Origin of the sequence: Frankia sp. KB5, from assembly GCF_002099325.1 — a bacterium.
GTDB classification, from domain to species: Bacteria; Actinomycetota; Actinomycetes; order Frankiales; family Frankiaceae; genus Frankia; species Frankia casuarinae.
In genome coordinates this window covers 31436-50875 of sequence record NZ_MRUJ01000046.1, presented here as the reverse complement: position 1 = coordinate 50875, position 19440 = coordinate 31436, and the positions used below count along the sequence as shown (strand labels likewise).

Here is a 19440-nt window from a genome sequence, read left to right as displayed (position 1 = left end):
GCCGAGCTCGGTCGGGCCGCGCTGGCCGAGCCGGTTGACGTCGACGATCGCGATGAGGTTGGAGAGGTTGTAGTAGGAGGCCTTGTCCAGTGCCTCCCAGACCGAGCCCTCCGCCATCTCGCTGTCACCGCAGATCACCCAGACCCGGTAGGGCACCTTGTCCAGGTACTTACCGGCGAGCGCGACGCCCACGCCGTCGGGCAGGCCCTGCCCGAGCGACCCGGTCGCGACGTCGACCCACGGCAGGACAGGCGTCGGGTGGCCCTGAAGCCGCTCACCGAAACGGCGGTAACCATTGATCAACTCGTCGTCACCGACGACCCCGACCGCCTTGAAGATGGAGTAGATCAGCGGGGATGCGTGCCCCTTCGAAAAGATCAGATGATCGTTCGCCGGGTCCGCCGGGTTGTCCCAGTCGTACCGAAGGTGGCGCGCGACGAGAACCGCCAGCACGTCCGCGGCCGACATCGACGAGGTGGGATGCCCGGAACCCGCCGAGGTGCTGCTGCGCACCGAGTCGACCCGCAGTTGCTGCGCGAGTTCCCGAACCGTCTCCAGGTCGGCCGTCCCGACCGTGCTCTCGGATACGGGAGTTGCCACACCAGTCTCCTTACAGTGTCGTTCCACACCCGGAAGGTAATCTCCGGAGGGTTCTCTCGCGCCGCGGGCAGCCGACTCCGCCGCTTTGCCTCACTACCACGTGTCGCACTACCCCCTCACCCGGCGATCCGAACCGTATCAGCGGCGGCCGACGGCAAAGAGGGCCGAAGCGGGCCTTGATATGTCAGAGGCGTCACGGGTTCGTATCCGCTGCTGCCGACGAACGTCGACCCGGTGTCAGACGGCCCGGGTGGTCGCCGAAGGTGGTGATGCCTGGCGGAAGAGCTGGTACCACCGGTAACCGATCCCCTCGCGGATGATGTACCGGACCTGCGTGCCGAAGCCGTGGACGGCCGGCCCCCGGTCGGCCGGGGAGGTGACGGCGTCAACACCGAGGTCACGGGCCATCGTCCGAGAACGCAGGCTGTGCCAGGGATCGGTGACCAGCACGGCGGTGTGTCAGTGCCGCGAGTTCATCAACCCGGCTACGGCGGTCAGCGACCCGAGCGTGTTCGAACCCTCGGGTAGGACGAGCACCCGATCCGGGGGGATACCCCGCTGCCGCAGATAGGTCGCACTGGCCTCGCCCTCGGTGTAACGGTCGCCCGGCTGCTTCCCACCGACTGTGATCACCTGAGGGGCGATTCCCTCCCGGTAGAGCTCCAGCACGTGGTCGAGACGGGCGGCGAGGACCGCCGAGGGACGCCCGTCGTACTGCGAAGCACCGAGCACCACGAGGACGTCGGACCGGGGCCGGTGATCCTCCCTGCCCACCCACCAGACCTGCAGAAACGTCACCACGGCGAGAACCATGATGCCGAGGAGGACAGCCGCCACCGCCCGCATCATCCAACGCCACCATGGCACGCGGTACCAGGTCACGCGAAACGGGTTGACGATGAGACGAGGACGGGACAGGCCCACACGAACGAACAGTAGCGTCCCTATGGGCACACGACCGACATCACAGGGCAACTGCCCCCTTCATCCGCCCAGCCCCGATCGGGATCCCGGCCCGGAAAGGGCAGGAAACGGGCCAGGCGGAAACTCACCCGACCGTCGACCGGCCGAGAACCGCGGCACGCCCGGCCTSCAGCCGGGCCACCGGCACCCGGAACGGCGAACAGGAGACGTAGTCGAGCCCGAGTTCGGCGAAGAAGTGCACGGAATCGGGATCGCCGCCGTGCTCGCCACAGACGCCGAGGCCGAGATCGGGCCGAGCGCCCCGCCCAGCCCGGACCGCCGTCCTCATCAGGGCGCCCACCCCGTCGCGGTCCACCGACGCGAACGGCGACCCGGCGAGGATGCCGAGGTCGAGGTAGCGCGGCAGCAACGATGCCTCGACGTCATCCCGGGAGAAACCCCAGAGCAGCTGGGTGAGGTCGTTGGTGCCGAACGAGAAGAACTCGGCGCGGCGGGCGATCTGGTCCGCGGTGAGCGCCGCCCGCGGAACCTCGATCATCGTGCCGATCGGCAGGTCGATCTCCAGGYCGCTCTCGGTGCCGACCTCGGCCAGCACCCCGCGCACCCGGTCCCGGATGGCATCCAGCTCCGTCGCGGTGGAGATGAACGGAACCATGATCTCGGGACGGGGATCACCGCCTACGCGGCGGCAGCGCACCAGCGCCTCGGCGATCGCCCGCGCCTGCAGTTCCACCAGCCCCGGGACGGTGAGAGCGAGTCGGACGCCGCGGCGACCCAGCATCGGGTTGGTCTCGTGCATGCTGCGCAGGACCGCCAGCCTCTCCCGGTCGGCGTCGTCGACCGGCCTTCCGGCGGCGTCCGCGGCGGCGATCGACACGGACAGCTCGGTGAGGTCCRGGAGGAACTCGTGCAACGGCGGATCGAGCAGCCGGACCGTGACGGGCAGACCGTCCATCGCGGTGAAGATCTCGACGAAATCCTCCCGTTGCGGGGGAAGCAGCCGGCTGAGCGCCTCGGTCCGCTCAGCCGGCGTTCCCGCGAGGATCATCTGCTCGACCAGGGTACGACGATCCCCGAGGAACATGTGCTCGGTGCGGCACAGCCCGATGCCCGCGGCGCCGAACCGGCGGGCCCGCGCGGCGTCCGGCCCGGTGTCGGCATTCGCGCGGACCCGCAGCCGGCGGGACCGGTCGGCGTGCCGCATCAGCCGATCCACGGCGGCGACCAGGTCCCCGCCCGGCCGGGGATGGTCGGGACGGCCGGCCTCGAAGTACTCGACGACTGGTGACGGGACGAGTGGTACGGAACCGGGGTATACCGCGCCGATGGTCCCGTCGATGGAGAGGATGTCCCCCTCCCGCACGACCACGCCCCGCCCGGTGGTGAGGCGGCGACCGGCGGGATCGACCTCGATCTCCTCGGCCCCGCACACGCAGGTCCGGCCCAATCCTCTGGCGACGACGGCGGCATGCGACGTCCGGCCGCCTCGGGAGGTCAGGATTCCGCGCGCCGCGAGCATGCCCGCGAGGTCATCGGGATTCGTCTCGCGGCGGACGAGGATGACCGGTCGGCCCTCGGCCGCCACCCGCACCGCCTCGGCGGCGTCGAAGACGGCCTCCCCCACCGCCGCCCCGGGCGCGGCGTTCACTCCCGTCGCGATCGGGGCGGGCCGGGCCGTGTCGTCGAAGCGCGGGAACATCAGGGTGGCGAGCTGGTCGCCGCTCACCCGGCACAGCGCCTCGTCGTCGTCGATGACACCGCCTTCGGCGAGCATGGCGGCGATCCGGAAAGCCGCCGCGGCAGTGCGTTTGCCGACGCGGGTCTGCAGGATCCACAACCTGCCATGTTCGATCGTGAACTCGATGTCGCACAGGTCCCGGTAGTGCTTCTCCAGGCGCGTCATGATCTCGCGCAGTTCGGTGAAGGATGCCGGGTCGATCCGCTCCAGCTCGGCGAGGGGAACCGGGTTACGGATCCCGGCCACCACATCCTCGCCCTGGGCATTGGGCAAATAGTCTCCGTACACGCCGGGTTCGCCGCTGCCCGGATCCCGGGTGAAGGCCACCCCGGTGCCCGAATCCGTTCCAAGGTTGCCGAACACCATCGCGACGACGCTCACTGCCGTCCCGAGATCGTCCGGAATGCGCTCGGTACGGCGGTACAGCCGGGCCCGCGGCCCGTTCCAGGAGTCGAACACCGCTCGGATCGCGAGATCCAGCTGCTCGCGGGGATCCTGGGGGAAGGGGCGGCCGGTGCGCTCGAGCACGATCCGCTGGTAGGTCGCGACGAGCGCCCGCAGGTCGTTCTCGTCGAGGTCGAGGTCGCTACTGGTGCCCTTGGCCCGCTTCGCCGCCTCGAGGGCCGCGTCGAACGACGGCTCGCCGACGCCGAGGACGGTCCGGCCGAACATGGCCAGCAGCCGGCGGTAGGAGTCCCAGGCGAACCGCGGCGAACCTGACTGCTCGGCCAGGCCCAAGACGGCCTGATCGGTCAGGCCGATGTTCAGAATGGTGTCCATCATCCCGGGCATGGAGAACTTCGCGCCGGAACGCACCGACACCAGCAGCGGATCGTCGGCCTGGCCGAGCCGCCGTCCCCGGGCGGTCTCCAGGGTGGCAAGATGATGATCGATCTCCGCCCGTAGCCCGACCGGTTCGCCGCCGGCAAGGTACTCCCGGCATGCCTGGGTGCTGATAGTGAACCCGGGCGGGACAGGCAGGCCGAGATTCGTCATCTCGGCGAGGTTCGCACCCTTACCACCGAGAAGATCCTTCATGTCCTTGTTGCCCTGGTGGAAGCCATACACGTAGCGCGCCATGGTCGTCCCTTCCGCCCCGGAGTGATACCCAGACGCTAACCCGCGGTAACGGTATGCGCAGCCAGAATGCCCATGATCAGCGACCGGAGGCGGACAGCGAGCCGAGAGCCTCCCAGTCGAGAGCTCCGGTCGTCAGGTCCCGGATCCAGGCCAGCAGACCGAGCCGCGCCGCCCGCACCGCCGGGTCGTCGGCCATCACCATCACCGCGTCGAAGAACGCGTCGACGGCGGCCGGCAGGTCTCCGGCTGCGACGACCAGCTCATCAAGGGAGATCGCTCCGGCCGCCGTCTCCGCGGTGACAGCCGAATCGGCGCCGGAGGACGCGAGCCGCCGGACGAGCGCCGTCACGACCTCCAGCAGGTCGATCTCGGCGGGTTCGGTGAGGCGCTGCGCGTCGAGCACCGCCGGGGTCCCGGCCGGCACGATCCGGCGGACCCGCTGCAACGCGGCGGCCAGGGCGGCGAAGCCGGCGGCGGGTGCGGACTCCCCCTGGACGAGCTGCCGCAGTGTCACCAAGGTGGCGGCCGCGCGGGCCGGCGTGCCGGTGAGCGGCCCGACCGCGCCGACCAGGCGGTGGTCCACTCCGGTATCGAGTAGTTGCTGGACGTAGCGGCCACGGACAAACGTCTCGGCGGCCTCGAGCGCCTCGGCGGACACCGGCACCGGGGTGAGCCGGGCGGCGCGGGCCAGCGCGCCGGTGACGGTGAGGCCGGCGAGCTCAGGCCGGCTGCCCAGGATCGCGGCGACCCCGAGCGCGGCCCGGCGCAACCCGAACGGATCCGAACTCCCCGTGGGGGCCGCGTCGAGCGCGAACAGCCCGACAAGCAGATCGAGCCGGTCGGCGAGGGCCAGCAGGCCACCGGGGGCGGTATCGGGCAGCTGGTCACCGGCCCGGCGGGGCAGCTCCATCTCAAAGAGGGCGACGGCGACCGCCTCGGGCTCACCGGCCCGGCGGGCATACTCCCGCGCCATCGTGCCGGCGAGGCTCGACAGCTCGATGACCATCTGGGTGGCCAGATCGAACTTGGCGAGCGCGGCCGCCCGGTCCAGGGTGGCCCGGTCGTCCTCACCGAGGTCGATCTCCTCGGCGAGGTCACGCGCCAGCGCCGCGATGCGGTCGGCCCGGTCCGCGACGGAGCCGAGCCGCTGCTCGAACGTCAGCTTCGCGAGCTCCGCCCGGAACGTCTCGAGCGGCACCGTGATGTCGGCGTCGTAGAAGAACGCGGCGTCGGTGAACCGGGCCCGGATGACGTCCTCGTTGCCGGCGCGGACCAGCGCTTGGTCGACCTTACCATCGGCGACGGCTACGAACGACGGCAGCAGCCGCCCGGCGGCGTCACGCACCGGCAGGTAGCGCTGGTGCTTGCGCATGACGGTGGTGAGGATCTCCGCCGGCAGGTCCAGAAAGCGTTCCTCGAAGGACCCGAGGATCGGGCACGGGAACTCGACGAGGTTCGCCACCTCGGTGAGCACGTCCGCCTCGGCGACGAGGTCGATGTGACCGCCGGAGTCCGCGGTGAGCTTGGCCGCCTCCTCGACGACGAGCTCGCGGCGAACCACCGGGTCGAGCAGGATCGACCGGGCAGCGAGCAGTTCTGGGTAGCCGGACGCGCTCGGCACGTCCAGCGGCGGGGAGCCGGCCCGCCGGTGGCCGCGGGTGGTCCGACCGGCCGCGAGCGTCGACACCGTCACCGGCACCACGGTCTCGCCGAGCAGGGCGAGCAGCCAGCGCACCGGCCGGCTGAACGACAAGGTCGGATCGTTCCAGCGCATGTTGCGCTCCGCGCGCAGCCCCACCACCAGCTCACCGAGCACCCCGGCCAGCACCCGGGCGGCGTCCCGGCCGGCCTCGGTGCGCACGAGCGCGACATGCTCGACACCGCGGTGGGTGACGACCTGGAGGCCGGCGGGATCCGCACCCTGACCACGCGCGAACCCGACGGCGGCCTTCGTCGGCGCGCCGGCGGCGTCGTAGGCGGCCGAGACGCGCGGGCCGCGGACGACCCGCTCGACGTCCGGCTCCCGGGGCGCCACCTCGTCAACGATCGCCACGATGCGCCGGGGAGTGCCCAGCACCCGGACCGCACCGTGCGTGAGGCGGGTGGCCGCCAGCCGCTCAACGAGGCCGGCGCGCACCGCCTCGACGGTCCGGGTCACCTCGGCCGCCGGGAGCTCCTCCGTCCCGATCTCGAACAGCAGGGTGGCCGGCTCCTCGGCCCGGGTGGTCACCGCGGCGGGCACCGCGGCCGGTGGCGGGGAAGCCGCCCCGAGGGGATGGCCGAGCTCCTCGCGACGGTCCCGCCACAGCGTCGCGACCTCCCGCGACAGTCCACGCATCTGCGCGAAGGAGGTGGCCCGCTCGGTGGTAGAGACCGCGCCCCGGGAGTCGAGGATGTTGAAGGCGTGCGAGCACTTCAGCACGTAGGAGTGCGCGGGGACGGGCAGCCGGGCGTCGATGAGCCGGCGGGCCTCGGCGGCGTAGTCGGCGTAGAGCCGGCGCACGGTGTCGATGTCGGCGTCGTCGAGGTAGTACCGGGACATCTCGTACTCGGCCTGGCCGAACACCTCGCCGTAGGAGATGCCGGGGGCGTAAGCGATCTCGCTGAAGTGGCGGACGCCCTGCAGGGCCATGAGGATGCGTTCCACGCCATAGGTGATCTCGACGCTGACGGTGTCGAGCGTCTGGCCACCGGCCTGCTGGAAGTAGGTGAACTGGGTGATCTCCRGGCCGTCGAGCCAGACCTCCCAGCCCAGCCCCCAGGCACCGAACGCGGGCGAGGCCCAGTTGTCCTCGACGAACCGGACATCGTGGGCGGCGGTGTCGATGCCGAGCGCCGCGAGACTACCCAGGTAGAGCTCCTGGGGGTTACCCGGATCCGGTTTGAGGATGACCTGGAACTGGGTGTGGGTCTGCAGCCGGTTCGGGTTGTGGCCGTAGCGGGAGTCGTCGGGACGGACCGAAGGTTCGACGTACGCGACCCGCCACGGCTCCGGTCCGAGCACCCGCAGCACCGTGGCTGGGTTGAGCGTACCGGCGCCGACCTCGGTGTTGAACGGCTGTACGATCATGCAGCCGCGGTCGGTCCAGTAACGGGTCAGCGCCAGCAGCGCGTCCTRCATGGTCAACATCGAGCGAGCCTCGGCATTTCGCTGTCGCGGTCACGAGTGGTGCGGGACACCCCGGCTCCGGGGACCGGACACCGGTCCGCCGGCGACCGGTGTCCGAAGAGAGCGGTCAGGCGATCAGGGAGGGGACTGTCCACGGGACATCGACACTCCGAATCCATGATCCATAGATTCATGATCAATAGATCTGCAAATCATAGATCCACAATCCATAGATCGTAGATTCCATGATGCTGAGTCGAGGCTACCGGTACCCACCGACAATCCCGCGGTTGGTCACGGCCGGCCGGCGCCCGGCGCACCGACGGAGCGCGGCGGCTCGCCGGGGGCCGCGGTGTCGGCGTCCGGCGTACGGTCGGACCGATGGGTCCRCGCCGAGCCGCCCGGCCCGTCCACCGACACCAGCACCTCGAAGGTGCCAGGCCCGTCAACCGCGAAGACGAGCAGCGGCGTCAGCGCGTATCGCACCTCGAAGGCGGACAACGCGCGACGCCACGCGCCCGGCCCGTCCCACTCGGTGGTCATCARCCACGAGCCGGGTTCGTCGAGCGCCTGGGCGATCCGCCCACCACGAAATCCCGGGGCCCGGGCGAGCGCGTCAAGCGCCGGACGTGCCGCCGCGGCGAACCCCGCCCCGCCCGGCACGGCGTCCCCCGGTACGGCGTCCCCGGGCACGGCGAAGGCGATCTGGGCGACGACCGGAGCACCGGCCGTCGGCGCCGCCCAGTCGGGCACGGTCGGAACGTCGGGCACGGTCGGAACGTCGGGTCCGGTCGGAACGTCGGGCACGGTCGGAACGTCGGGTCCGGTCGGAACGTCGGGCACGGTCGGAACGTCGGGCACGGGCATCAGACGTGATGGGCGACGGTTCCGCCGTAGCGCCGGTCCCGTCGGGCGAAGTCCTCACAGGCGGACCACAGATCGCGCCGGTCGAAGTCCGGCCAGAGCGTCTCGACGAACGAGAACTCGGCATAGGCGGCCTGCCAGAGCAGGAAGTTGCTGAGCCTCTGCTCCCCGGAAGTCCGAATGACGAGGTCCAGATCGGGCATGTCGGGCTCGTCCAGGTAACGGCCGATGGTCGCCTCATCGATCCGATCGACGCGCAGCCGGCCCTCCCGCACGTCCCGGGCGATCGCCGCCGCGGCATCGGCGATCTCGGCCCGGCCGCCGTAGTTCACGCACATCACCAAGGTGAGCCGGTCGTTGTCACGGGTACGTTCCTCGGACGACTCCAGCCGCCTGATCACGTTCCCCCACAGCCGGGGACGACGACCCGCCCAGCGAACCCGCACACCGAGCGCGTGCATGTCCTCGATGCGCCGGCCGAACACCCCGTCGGTGAAGCGCATCAGGAACGCCACCTCGTCCGGTGACCGTTTCCAGTTCTCCGTGGAGAAAGCGAACACCGACAACCATCGGACCCCGAGCTCGATCGCGCCCTCGACGCAGTCGAACAGGGCGTCCTCGCCGGCCTCGTGTCCTTTTGTTCGCGCCAGCCCGCGCATCTTCGCCCACCGTCCGTTGCCGTCCATGACGATGCCCACATGCCGCGGGACGAGACGCGACGGCAGGACCGGAGGTCGCGCGCCGGAGGGATGGGGATGCGGATCGCGAAACCGCGTCTTCACATCATTACGCAGCGCCACCGCCTACCTCCCCGCACCCGTCCGGGGCGGCTTCACGCCGCAATCCGTCCTGCCGGTCCCAGCCATCACCACATCGTCCCCCCGTCGGCGCCGGGTCGCGCCGGACGCACCCACCGCCGCTTTCCGCCTCACCATGTCCGTCCTCGTCCTTCCGCCACGGCCCGTCCCACCGCCGTCCCGCTCTCATGGTCCCGTTCCCCGGCGGTCGCACCCAGGCCGCCCGGCCCGCCTCGCCGGGATGACCGTCCCGGCCCACACGCAAGACCTCCACCACGGCGCCCGGCCGCGTCACGCCCTCTCCAGATAAGGCAGTGCGCGAAGCCCGCGTTCGAGATGCCACTGGAGATAGGCGGCGGCGATGCCACCGGCCTCCCGCCGGGCGCGGGCGTCACTGACCAGTGCACCGTCCCAGTCACCGCGCAACAGATCCGCGAGCAGCCGCACCGCACCCGCGGACACCGACGCCGCACCGTGCGGGCGACATTGCGGGCACACTACGCCGCCGCCCGGCACGGACAACGACAGGTGCAGCCCGGGCCCACCGCAACGCGCGCAGTGGTCCAGGGCCATCCCATACCCGGACACCGCGAGCGCCCGCAACAGGAACGCGTCGAGGACGAGCGCGGGTGGGCGCTCGCCGCCGGYGAGCGTACGCAGACCACCCACGAGCAGGAGGAACAGCCGCAGGGCGGGCTGGCGTTCCTCGCTGGTCAACCGCTCGGCGGTCTCGAGCATCACCGCGGCCGCAGTGTACCTCGGGTAGTCAACGGCGATCGTGGCGCCGTAGGGAGAGATGATGTCCGCCTGGGTGACCGTGTCCAGCGCCCGGCCGGAATGCAGCAGCAGATCGACGTACGTGCCCGGCTCCAGCCGCGACCCGAACCGCGAGGACGTCTTGCGGACACCCTTGGCGACGGCCCGCACCCGACCGGTCCGACGGGTGAGCACGGTGATGATGCGGTCGGCCTCGGCGAGGGGGGCCGTGCGTAGGACGACACCTTCGTCGCGATACACCGGCACCCGCCCATGGTTGCACGGTCCCGAGTTCATGCGGTGAAGCGAGGTCGCCCGGCAGATGGCCGGTACCGGCCGGATGTTCTCCTGAGGAACCCGCAGGACATCCCGGTCCATAGCCGGGGGGTAGGTATGGCAGTACATTGCGGCATGGATGCGGCATGGATGCGGTGCTGACGGCGCCTCGGTGGGRCCGGCGGCGAGCCGGCTCAGAACCCCAGGCGACGCAGCTGGCGCGGATCGCGCTGCCAGTCCTTGGCGACCTTGACATGTAGATCGAGGAAGACCGGGGTACCGAGCAGCGCCTCGATCTGCGTGCGGGCGCGGGAACCGACCTCCTTGAGGCGGGATCCGCCGGTCCCGATGACGATCGCCTTCTGGCTGGGCCGCTCGACGAAGACGTTCACCCGGACGTCGAGGAGAGGACGCTGCGCCGGCCTGCCCTCCCGGGAGACCATCTCCTCCACCACGACGGCGAGCGAGTGCGGCAACTCGTCGCGGACCCCCTCCAACGCGGCCTCACGGACGAGTTCGGCGACCATCACCTGTTCCGGTTCGTCGGTCAGCTCCCCACCGGGGTACAGCGCGGGCCCGGCGGGCAGCCGGGCGACAAGCACGTCGGCAAGCACGGCGACCTGGTAGGAGCGCACCGCGCTGACTGGAACGATGTCACTGAACTCGCCGAGCCCGGCGATCTCGAGCAGGCGGGCGCCGATCCGATCGGGATCGGCGACCCGGTCTGTCTTGGTGAGGATGGCGACCACCGGGGTGCGCTTGGGCAGCCGGGACAGCTCCTCGGCGATGAAGCGGTCCCCCCGGCCGACCGGCTCGTCCGCGGGCATGCAGAAACCGACGACGTCGACCTCGGACAGCGTGGCCCGCACCACGTCATTGAGCCGCTGCCCGAGCAGCGTGCGCGGCCGGTGCAACCCCGGGGTGTCGACCAGGACGAGCTGGGCGTCGTCGCGGTGGACGATGCCGCGGATGGCGTGCCGAGTGGTCTGTGGTCGCCCGCTGGTGATGGCGACCTTCGTCCCTACCAGCGCGTTCGTCAGCGTCGACTTGCCGGCGTTGGGTCGTCCGACGAGGCAGGCGAAGCCGGCCCGGAACGGCACCGAGGTCGTTGTCGACACGCTAGGTGGTCACCCTGGTCCGGGCGACGCCGTCCGAGCCGGCGAGGAACACCGGGATCCCGGCGCCGAACTCGGCCAACGTCGCCAGGTCGGCGCGGTCGAGCTCGTCCTTCTGCGTGACCACCGCGGCGGCTTCGAACCGGCGGGCGCCGCTGGAGACCGCGGCGGCCACCGCCGCGCGCAGCGCCGAGATCGCTAGCTCGGCCCGGCCCAGGCCGAGAGTCGCCGCCGCGTAGGTGCGACCGTCGGTGTCGCGCAGCGCCGCACCCTCCGCAGGGTCGCCCGAGGGGGCGTAGGCACGCAGCCGCGCCGCCCTGGCCAGCACCACGAGCTTCGCGTCCTCTGCGGCGAGGTCGAGAGCCGGGGCGCCGTCGGCCGAGTTGCCATCGGCAGGCACGGTTCCCGACCGGGTCGCGTCGGCGGTCACGAATTCACCTTTCTGTCCGACGACGAGCTGCGCACGGGTTCGCCGCCGTCGTCGGATCGGGGAGGCGGCGAGCCGTCGTCGCCGTTCGACGGATGCGGCAACCGCTGGACGACCACGGTGCCAATCTGGTTACGCCGGCCGGCGGCCCGTTCCGCCGACAGCCGCAACCCACCGACCGTGACCGTCGCACCCGGGATGGGCACCCGTCCCAGGGCCGTGGCCAGCAGGCCACCGACGGTGAGGCTGTCATCCGCACCGGGCAGGTCGTCCACGTCGAAGTCAAACAGCTTCGCCAGATCGTCGACGTCGAGCCGGGCGGTCACCCGCGCGGTGTTGGCGTCGATCCACTCCACCGGCGGAACCTCGTTGTCGTACTCGTCGGTGATCTCACCGACGATCTCCTCAAGGATGTCCTCGATGGTGACGAGTCCGGCGGTTCCACCGTACTCGTCGATGACGATCGCCATGTGGGTACGCGACGCCTGCATCTCACGGAGCAGGTCGTCCGCGGGCTTGYTCTCGGGCACGAGTGCGGGTGAACGCATGATCTCGGCGATCGCACCATCCTCGCCCCCCTCCCGTTCCCGGCGGACCATGTCCTTGAGGAAGGCGATCCCCACCACGTCGTCGACGCTCTCCCCGATGACGGGGATCCGCGAGAAGCCGCTGCGCAGGGCCAGCGCGAGAGCCTGCCGGACGGTCTTCGTCGACTCGATGAAGACCATGTCCGGACGCGGCACCATCACCTCGCGCACCAGGGTGTCCCCGAGCTCGAACACCGACGCGATCATGTCGCGTTCCTCACGCTCGATGACCTCGTTCTCCTCGGCGAGGTCGACGAGATCGCGCAGCTCGGCCTCGGATGCGAAGGGACCATCCCGGAAACCAGGACCGGGGGTGACCGCGTTGCCGAACGCGATCAGCAGCCGGGGCAACGGCCCGAAGATCCGCGCCAGCCGGACCGTGAGACCGGCGCTGGCCAACGCCACCGCAGGGGCGTGCTGGCGGCCCAGGGTGCGGAACATCACCCCGACGAGGATGTACGCGACCAGGGTCGAGGCCAGCGTCCCGAGGCCGATCGCGGCGAACCCGGCCCCGTAGGCGTGCACGAACAGCACCGTGATACAGGCCGCGGCGAGCATCTCCGCGACGATGCGCAGGAGCAGCAGCAGCGCGAGGTAGCGGCCCGGATCGGCCACGACGGTCGCCAGGTTCCGGGCGCCGGCCCGGCCCTGGCGGGAGAAACCCTCGACCGTCACCCGGGAGACCCGGGTCAGGGCCGCGTCGATGCCGCCGAGACCCGCCGCGGCAAGCGAGCCCATCACGGCGATGAAGACGAGAAAAAGATCACCGGAACTCATGCGGACCCCCTTGTGCCGGGTCAGCGTGCGGGCGCGGCAGGGGGCTCTCCGGCGCCACCGCCACGGCCCTGGTCACCACGGCGGCCCTGGTCACCACGGCGGCCCTCGCCGCCGTCCGCGGCACCGTCCGCGGCACCGCGGGCGCCGTCCGCGCCGTCCGCGCCGTCCCACGACGCGAGCAGCTGGCTCTGTACCTTCCACATCTCGCGTTCCTCGTCCGGCTCGGCGTGGTCGTAGCCGAGCAGGTGCAGGATGCCGTGGGTGCACAGCAGGGACAGCTCGCGATCGAAGGAGTGACCGGCCTGCTCCGCCTGCCGCCGCGCGACGTCCGGGCACAGCACGACGTCGCCGAGCAGGGTAGTCGGATCGTCGTCGACCGACTCCGACCACGAGGCGTCAAAGGCATCGTCCTGCGGGAAGGACAGGACGTCGGTCGGACCCTCCTCGCCCATGTACCGGACGTGCAGATCGGTCATCGCCTTCGGCTCTACCAGCATCACCGAGAGCTCGGCGAGCGGGTTCACCTTCATGGCGTCGAGCACGAACCGGGCGAGCGCGGCCAGCCTCACCTCGTCGACGTCACTCGCGCCCGACTCGTTGGCAACGAATACGGCCATCAGCGGTCCTCTCCGACCGCGGCGACGGTCACCGTCGGTCCCGACGAGCAGACCGGGCCGGAGCGGGTGGCGGCGCACTGGCCGCGTCCCAGCGGGCGTAGGCGTCGACGATCTCGCTCACGAGCCGGTGCCGAACCACATCGGAGCTGGTCAGGGATGCAAAATGGACRTCGCCGAGGCCGTCGAGGATCTCCCGGACCACCCGCAGCCCGCTGCGGGTGCCGCTGGGGAGGTCGACCTGGGTCACGTCCCCGGTAACGACGATCTTCGCGCCGAAGCCGAGCCGGGTAAGGAACATCTTCATCTGTTCCGGCGAGGTGTTCTGGGCCTCGTCGAGGATGATGAAGGCGTCGTTCAGCGTCCGGCCGCGCATGTAGGCCAGTGGGGCCACCTCGATCGTGCCGCTCTGCATCAGCCGCGGGATCGAGTCCGGATCGATCATGTCATGCAGCGCGTCGTAGAGCGGCCGCAGGTAGGGATCGATCTTCTCGTACAGGGTCCCCGGCAGGAACCCGAGGCGTTCCCCCGCCTCGACCGCGGGGCGGGTCAGAATGATCCGGTTCACCTTCTTGGCCTGCAACGCCTGAACGGCCTTCGCCATGGCGAGGTAGGTCTTGCCGGTGCCGGCCGGCCCGATCCCGAAAACGATGGTGTGCTGGTCGATCGCGTCGACGTACCGCTTCTGGTTCAGCGTCTTCGGCCGTATCGTCCGGCCCCGGCTGGAGAGGATGTTGAGGGTGAGAACCTCGGCCGGCCGCTCCTCGGCGCCGCTGCGCAGCATCGCCAGCGAATGGTCGACATGCTGCGGGCTGAGCTCCGTCCCGGCGTCGAGCAGCGCGATGAGCTCAGCGAACAACCTGGCGGCGAGCTCGTTCTCAGCCGGAGCGCCGGTAATGGTGATCTCGTTGCCACGCACGTGGATATCCGAGGAGAAAGCCTTCTCGATGGTACGGAGCAGCTGATCCTGGTGACCGAGCAGACTCACCATGCTGTGCGGACCGGGTACGACAATGCGCGTCTGGACCCTGGTGTCGGGCGCGACGGGTGGCGTAACGGATTCGGGCATAAAGAGCGGCCAGCGAGGCCGGGGCACCTCTCAGGATTGATGATCGCGGTGGGTGGCGCGGCGCGGACGGCCGACACCGGACAGAACCCCTCCAGCCGGAGGGACCGCCCAGCGAGGCGGACCACGGACGCTACCTGACCAGTCTATCCATCATCGCGCCGGGCCGTCCCAACGACCGAGGTCCGCGAACACGACCGCCGCGGCCACGACGCCGGCGGTGGATGTGCGCAGCACCGTCGAACCGAGCCGCGACACGATCGCTCCGGCCTCGCCCAGCGTGGCCAGTTCCAACTCGGACACCCCTCCCTCGGGGCCCACGACGAGCACCAGCTCCGCCGCCGAGGCGGYCGGAGCCACTCGCTCCGACACCTCAACCGAGCGGGCCAGGCCAACCAACGGGATGGTCGCCTCCTCGTGCAGGAGGACGGCAAGCGCCGCCGCCCGCACCCGCTCGACAACCTCCTTCAGGCCGGCCAACTCGCCCACCACCGGCCAGTGCAGTCGGTGGGACTGCTTCGACGCCTCCTCCGCGGCTCTGACCCAGCGTTCCCGGGCCCGCACGCCACGGACACCCTCCCAGCGGGCCACGGACCGGGCCGCCGACCACGGGACGATCTCGTCGACACCGACCTCGGTCAGCATCTCCACCGCCCGCTCGCCCCGATCCCCCTTGGCAAGGGCCTGCACGACAACCAGTCGGGGGCTCGGGGCCGCGGCGGCGACCCGGCGCCGGACCGCGCAGTCGATCTCATCCCGCCGGGCGGCAACGACCTCGCACTCCACCGCACGGCCGAGACCGTCGGTCACGTCGACCGGCTCCCCCGGCCGCAGCCGGCGCACCATGGCCGCATGGCGACCCTCCGGACCGGCGAGGGTGAACGAGTCCGCGATCGGCAGCGGCGACAGCCGGAACAGGGCGCTGGTCAGGATGCATCCTCTCCGCAGCGGTCACGGCCGATGACCGGGCTAACGGCCGCGGCGCGTGCCCCGCCGCCGGAATAGCCCCGCCGCGCCGCCGGCGGATCCGCCCACGACGGCCGGTGCCTCCTCGTCGCGCAGCTTCGCCAGCTCTCGTAGCAGCCGCTCCTGCTCGCCGTCCAGCTTCGTCGGAGTCTCGACGTTGATGTGGATGTGCAGATGACCGCGCCCGGCGGCCCGCAGATGCGGAACCCCGCGGCCGGCGAGCTTGATGACCTCACCGGGCTGGGTGCCGGGCTTCACGGCGATGGTCTCGGTGCCGTCGAGGGTCTCCAGCGTGGCGGAGGTGCCGAGCGCCGCCGAGGTCATCGGCAGCGGCAGCTCACAGTGCAGATCGTCGCCCTCCCGGGTGAAAACCGGGTGCTGCTTCTCGGAGACCTCGACGTAAAGGTCACCGGGCGGCCCACCGCCGGGCCCGACCTCGCCCTCGCCCGACAGCCGGATGCGCATRCCGTCCTCGACCCCGGAGGGGATCTTCACAGTGAGCGTCCGGCGCTTGCGCACCCTGCCGTCGCCGCCGCAGTCCCGGCAGGGATGCTCGATCACGGTGCCGGTACCCGAACACCGCGGACAGGGCCGGGAGGTCACCATCTGGCCGAGGAAGGAACGGGTGACCTGCTGGACCTCGCCCCGCCCGCCGCAGGTGCCGCAGGTCGACGGGTGCGTGCCGGGAGCCGCACCGGCACCGGTACACGTCGAGCACACCGCCGCCGTGTCCACGGTGATCTCGCGCGTGGCGCCGAACGCGGTCTCGGACAGGTCGAGCTCGATGCGCAGCAGCGCGTCGTTGCCGCGCCGGACCCGGGACCGGGGCCCACGGCTCGACCCGCCGCCGAAGAAGGCGTCCATGATGTCACCGAGGCCGCCGAAACCGGCGCCGAACGGCGAACCGCCACCGCCGCTGCCACCGGGCGCGAGCGGATCGCCGCCCAGGTCGACGATCTGGCGCTTCTCCGGGTCGGAGAGCACCTCGTACGCGGYCGTGACGCCCCGGAAGCGCTGCTGTGCATCCGGATCTGGATTGACATCCGGATGCAGCTCACGGGCCAGTTTGCGGTAGGCCCGCTTGATCTCGTCGTTCGACGCTTCCCGGCGTACGCCCAGAACGGCGTAATAATCCACTGCCATCAGTCGGCACCCAAGAGTTCACCCACGTATTTGGCGACGGCCCGGAYGGCCGCCATCGTCCCCGGATAGTCCATGCGCATCGGGCCGAGCACCCCCATCCCACCCAGCGCGAAGGGACCACGACCGTATCCCGTGGCCACCACCGCGGTGGACCGGAGGGCGTCCACATCCGTTTCGCGACCGATCCGTACCGTTACAGTACCGGTCTCCCGCGCCGAGCCGATGAGTTTCATCAGCACGACCTGTTCTTCTAACGCCTCAAGTATCGACCGCAACGAGTCGGCGAAGTCGACCGGGGACCGCGTGAGATTCGCCGTCCCAGCCATCGCGATGCGCTCCTCCTGCCGCTCGACCAGCGACTCCAGCACGGCACCGGCCACCGTGGTCAGGTAGGGGCGCAGCTCGGAGCGGGTGCTGTCGGGCAGGGCCGCGACGATGTCGGGGGCGTCGACCAAGCGCCGRCCGGCCAGCGCGCAGTTGAGCACGGAACGCAGCTCGCCGGCGACCTCGTCGTCAACGGGTACGAGGCTGTCGACGATACGCTGCTCGACCCGGCCGGTGTCGGTGATGAGGACCATCAGCAGGCGGTACGGGCCGAGCGTGACAACCTCGATGTGCCGGATGCTGCTGCTCGACAAGGAGGGGTACTGCACGACGGCCACCTGCCGGGTGAGCTGGGCGAGTAGCCGCACGGAGCGGCGCACCACGTCGTCCAGGTCGACGGCGCCCTCCAGGAAGCTCTGGATCGCCCGACGTTCGGCCCGGGACAGCGGCTTCACCCCCGACAACCGGTCCACGAACAACCGGTAGCCCTTGTCCGTCGGTATCCGTCCTGCGCTGGTATGAGGCTGTGTGATATACCCCTCTTCCTCCAGGGCGGACATGTCATTACGGACAGTAGCTGGCGATACACCGAGATTATGCCGCTCCGCCAGCGCCTTGGAACCCACCGGCTCGTTGCTCAGCACAAAGTCCTCAACAATCGCCCGAAGGACTTCGAGCCGCCGATCCTCCAGCACGCGGTCGCACCCCCTTCACCAGGCGGGACGTGGCCGGGCCACGGTGTGTGCAGCGGCGGACACCCAGCTTGGCACTCGGCCGCAGTGAGTGCCAAGTGTAGCCGCCTGCTCAGGTCGAAGCACAGAACATGAGCCACCCCGCGAATGACCGGTAAGGGCCCGGCGACGTCCTCGTAACGAAACGAGCATGCCGGTACCCAGGTTCCGGTCCCGCCCGATCGGGCCACCGGACGGCCGCCGGTCGGGCAGCGGCGTCAGTCGGGCAGCAGGGCTCGCACGACCGTGTCGGTGAGCAGACGACCGCGACGAGTGAGACGCACCCGGCCGAACTCCAGGGCACCGGGTTCCACCAGGCCGGACTTCGCGAGCCCGGCGGTGGCCTCCCGGCCGGGCCCGTCCAGCTCACCGACGGCCAGTCCCTCGGCCAACCGGACGCCCAGCATGACCCGCTCGACCCGGCGGGCCTGCGCGTCGAGCTCCTCCCGGGCGGCCGCGGGACTGCGCCCGGCCCCCAGCCGGGCCGCGTACTCCGCCGGATGACGCACGTTCCACCATCGCACCCCGCCGACGTGGCTGTGCGCGCCCGGACCGATCCCCCACCAGTGATCTCCGCGCCAGTACCCCAGATTGTGCCGACACCGGGTATCGGTCCCCCGCGACCAGTTGCTGACCTCGTAGCTGGTCAGGCCGGCCGCGCACAGAGCGTCATCGGCCTGCAGGTAGCGGTCGGCAAGCAGGTCGTCGTCGGGTTCGAGCAGCTCGCCCCGGCGGACCCGGCGGGACAGTTTCGTGCCCTCCTCAACCGTCAGCGCGTAGGCACTGACGTGGTCCGGGCCGAGCTGGATCGCCGCGTCCAGGCTCGCCGCCCAGTCCGCCTCCGACTCGCCCGGAGCCCCGTAGATGAGGTCCAGGCTGACCTGGTCAAAGCCCGCCTTGCGGGCCCAGCGCATCACCTCGGGCACGCGGCCAGGGGTGTGCCGCCGGTCCAGGGCGGCGAGGACGTGCGGACGGCTACTCTGCATCCCGAAGGAGATCCGGGTGTAACCGGCGGCGCGCAGCTGCTCCAGTTGCGCCGGATCCACCGACTCCGGATTCGCCTCGGTGGTGATCTCCGCGTCGGACGCCAGCCCGAACCCGTCGTCCAGGATCCGCAACAGCCGCCCGAGATCGTCCGCGGTCAACAGGGTCGGCGTGCCGCCACCGACGAAGACCGTGGAGACCACCAGCTCCTGCTCACCAAGCACGGTACGCGCGAGCCGGACCTCGCCGGTCGCGATGTCGACGAACGTCGTGAGGCCCACCGACGACACCAGGGCGCCGCCTAGGTCGGCCGCCGTGTAGGTGTTGAAGTCGCAGTAGCCGCAGCGCGCCGCGCAATAGGGCACATGCACGTAGACCCCGAACGGCCGCCGGGTCACCTCGGCCAGCGCGGCCGCCGGGAGGGCACCGTCGTCCGGCGGAAGCGAGCCGTCGGGAGGCTTTTGTGGCATGCCCCCAGTGTGCCCCCAACGTGTGCTCTCGCGGCAACGCTACGTTTGCCAACCACGCGGGCGGGCCAGGGGTGGCCACACGAGGACCACCT

The 19440-nt window shown here is 70.7% G+C and carries 15 protein-coding genes and 1 pseudogene; all 16 read right to left on the bottom strand.

The annotated features are described in order from the left end of the window. Nucleotides 1–600 (bottom strand): 1-deoxy-D-xylulose-5-phosphate synthase N-terminal domain-containing protein (locus KBI5_RS05750; RefSeq protein WP_277870083.1); only part of this gene is annotated, 600 nt, incomplete at its 3' end. Nucleotides 601–837: 237 nt separating this feature from the next. Continuing rightward, a pseudogene (locus KBI5_RS05745) lies at nt 838–1524 on the bottom strand (YdcF family protein). Between the two features lie 124 nt (nt 1525–1648). Then, complete coding sequence (ppdK, locus tag KBI5_RS05740) at nt 1649–4342, bottom strand: pyruvate, phosphate dikinase (protein ID WP_085014499.1); 2694 nt, start codon at nt 4340–4342, stop codon at nt 1649–1651. A gap of 76 nt (nt 4343–4418) precedes the next feature. Continuing rightward, complete coding sequence (locus KBI5_RS05735; RefSeq protein WP_085014498.1) at nt 4419–7472, bottom strand: glycine--tRNA ligase; 3054 nt, start codon at nt 7470–7472, stop codon at nt 4419–4421. A gap of 273 nt (nt 7473–7745) precedes the next feature. After that, nucleotides 7746–8294, bottom strand: a complete 549-nt coding sequence (locus KBI5_RS05730; RefSeq protein WP_241882676.1) for an antibiotic biosynthesis monooxygenase — start codon at nt 8292–8294, stop codon at nt 7746–7748. 23 nt (nt 8295–8317) lie between these two features. After that, nucleotides 8318–9115 (bottom strand): isoprenyl transferase, encoded by a 798-nt coding sequence (locus tag KBI5_RS05725; RefSeq protein WP_043590755.1) that lies wholly within the window; start codon nt 9113–9115, stop codon nt 8318–8320. A 288-nt stretch (nt 9116–9403) separates the two neighbouring features. Next, nucleotides 9404–10135: a DNA repair protein RecO gene (gene recO, locus KBI5_RS05720; RefSeq protein WP_198537523.1), complete on the bottom strand. Its 732-nt coding sequence runs from the start codon at nt 10133–10135 to the stop codon at nt 9404–9406. 203 nt (nt 10136–10338) lie between these two features. Further along, nucleotides 10339–11262: a GTPase Era gene (era, locus tag KBI5_RS05715; protein WP_011435715.1), complete on the bottom strand. Its 924-nt coding sequence runs from the start codon at nt 11260–11262 to the stop codon at nt 10339–10341. A 1-nt stretch (nt 11263) separates the two neighbouring features. Further along, on the bottom strand, nt 11264–11659 hold the full coding sequence (locus tag KBI5_RS05710; protein WP_049761055.1) for a hypothetical protein: 396 nt from the start codon (nt 11657–11659) through the stop codon (nt 11264–11266). Between the two features lie 26 nt (nt 11660–11685). Then, on the bottom strand, nt 11686–13050 hold the full coding sequence (locus KBI5_RS05705; protein WP_085014497.1) for a hemolysin family protein: 1365 nt from the start codon (nt 13048–13050) through the stop codon (nt 11686–11688). Between the two features lie 20 nt (nt 13051–13070). Continuing rightward, nucleotides 13071–13667, bottom strand: coding sequence for an rRNA maturation RNase YbeY (gene ybeY / locus KBI5_RS05700; protein ID WP_043590770.1), 597 nt, complete (start codon nt 13665–13667; stop codon nt 13071–13073). A gap of 28 nt (nt 13668–13695) precedes the next feature. Next, nucleotides 13696–14733: a PhoH family protein gene (locus KBI5_RS05695; protein WP_011435711.1), complete on the bottom strand. Its 1038-nt coding sequence runs from the start codon at nt 14731–14733 to the stop codon at nt 13696–13698. Between the two features lie 150 nt (nt 14734–14883). Next, on the bottom strand, nt 14884–15576 hold the full coding sequence (locus tag KBI5_RS05690; RefSeq protein WP_241882675.1) for a 16S rRNA (uracil(1498)-N(3))-methyltransferase: 693 nt from the start codon (nt 15574–15576) through the stop codon (nt 14884–14886). A gap of 123 nt (nt 15577–15699) precedes the next feature. Next, nucleotides 15700–16839 (bottom strand): molecular chaperone DnaJ, encoded by a 1140-nt coding sequence (gene dnaJ / locus KBI5_RS05685; protein WP_085014495.1) that lies wholly within the window; start codon nt 16837–16839, stop codon nt 15700–15702. Next, entirely contained in the window at nt 16839–17858 is a 1020-nt protein-coding gene (gene hrcA, locus KBI5_RS05680; protein ID WP_085014494.1) for a heat-inducible transcriptional repressor HrcA, read from the bottom strand. The genes dnaJ and hrcA overlap by 1 nt, the downstream gene beginning before the upstream one ends. Before the next feature lie 254 nt (nt 17859–18112). Continuing rightward, nucleotides 18113–19348, bottom strand: a complete 1236-nt coding sequence (gene hemW, locus KBI5_RS05675; protein ID WP_011435707.1) for a radical SAM family heme chaperone HemW — start codon at nt 19346–19348, stop codon at nt 18113–18115. Between the last annotated feature and the right edge of the window lie 92 nt (nt 19349–19440).

Bases quoted from the DNA above. Each gene is read 5' to 3' on its own strand.
- ybeY (WP_043590770.1), bottom strand. From the start codon at position 13,667: ATGGCCGTATTCGTTGCCAACGAGTCGGGCGCGAGTGACGTCGACGAG.
- hemW (WP_011435707.1), bottom strand. From the start codon at position 19,348: ATGCCACAAAAGCCTCCCGACGGCTCGCTTCCGCCGGACGACGGTGCC.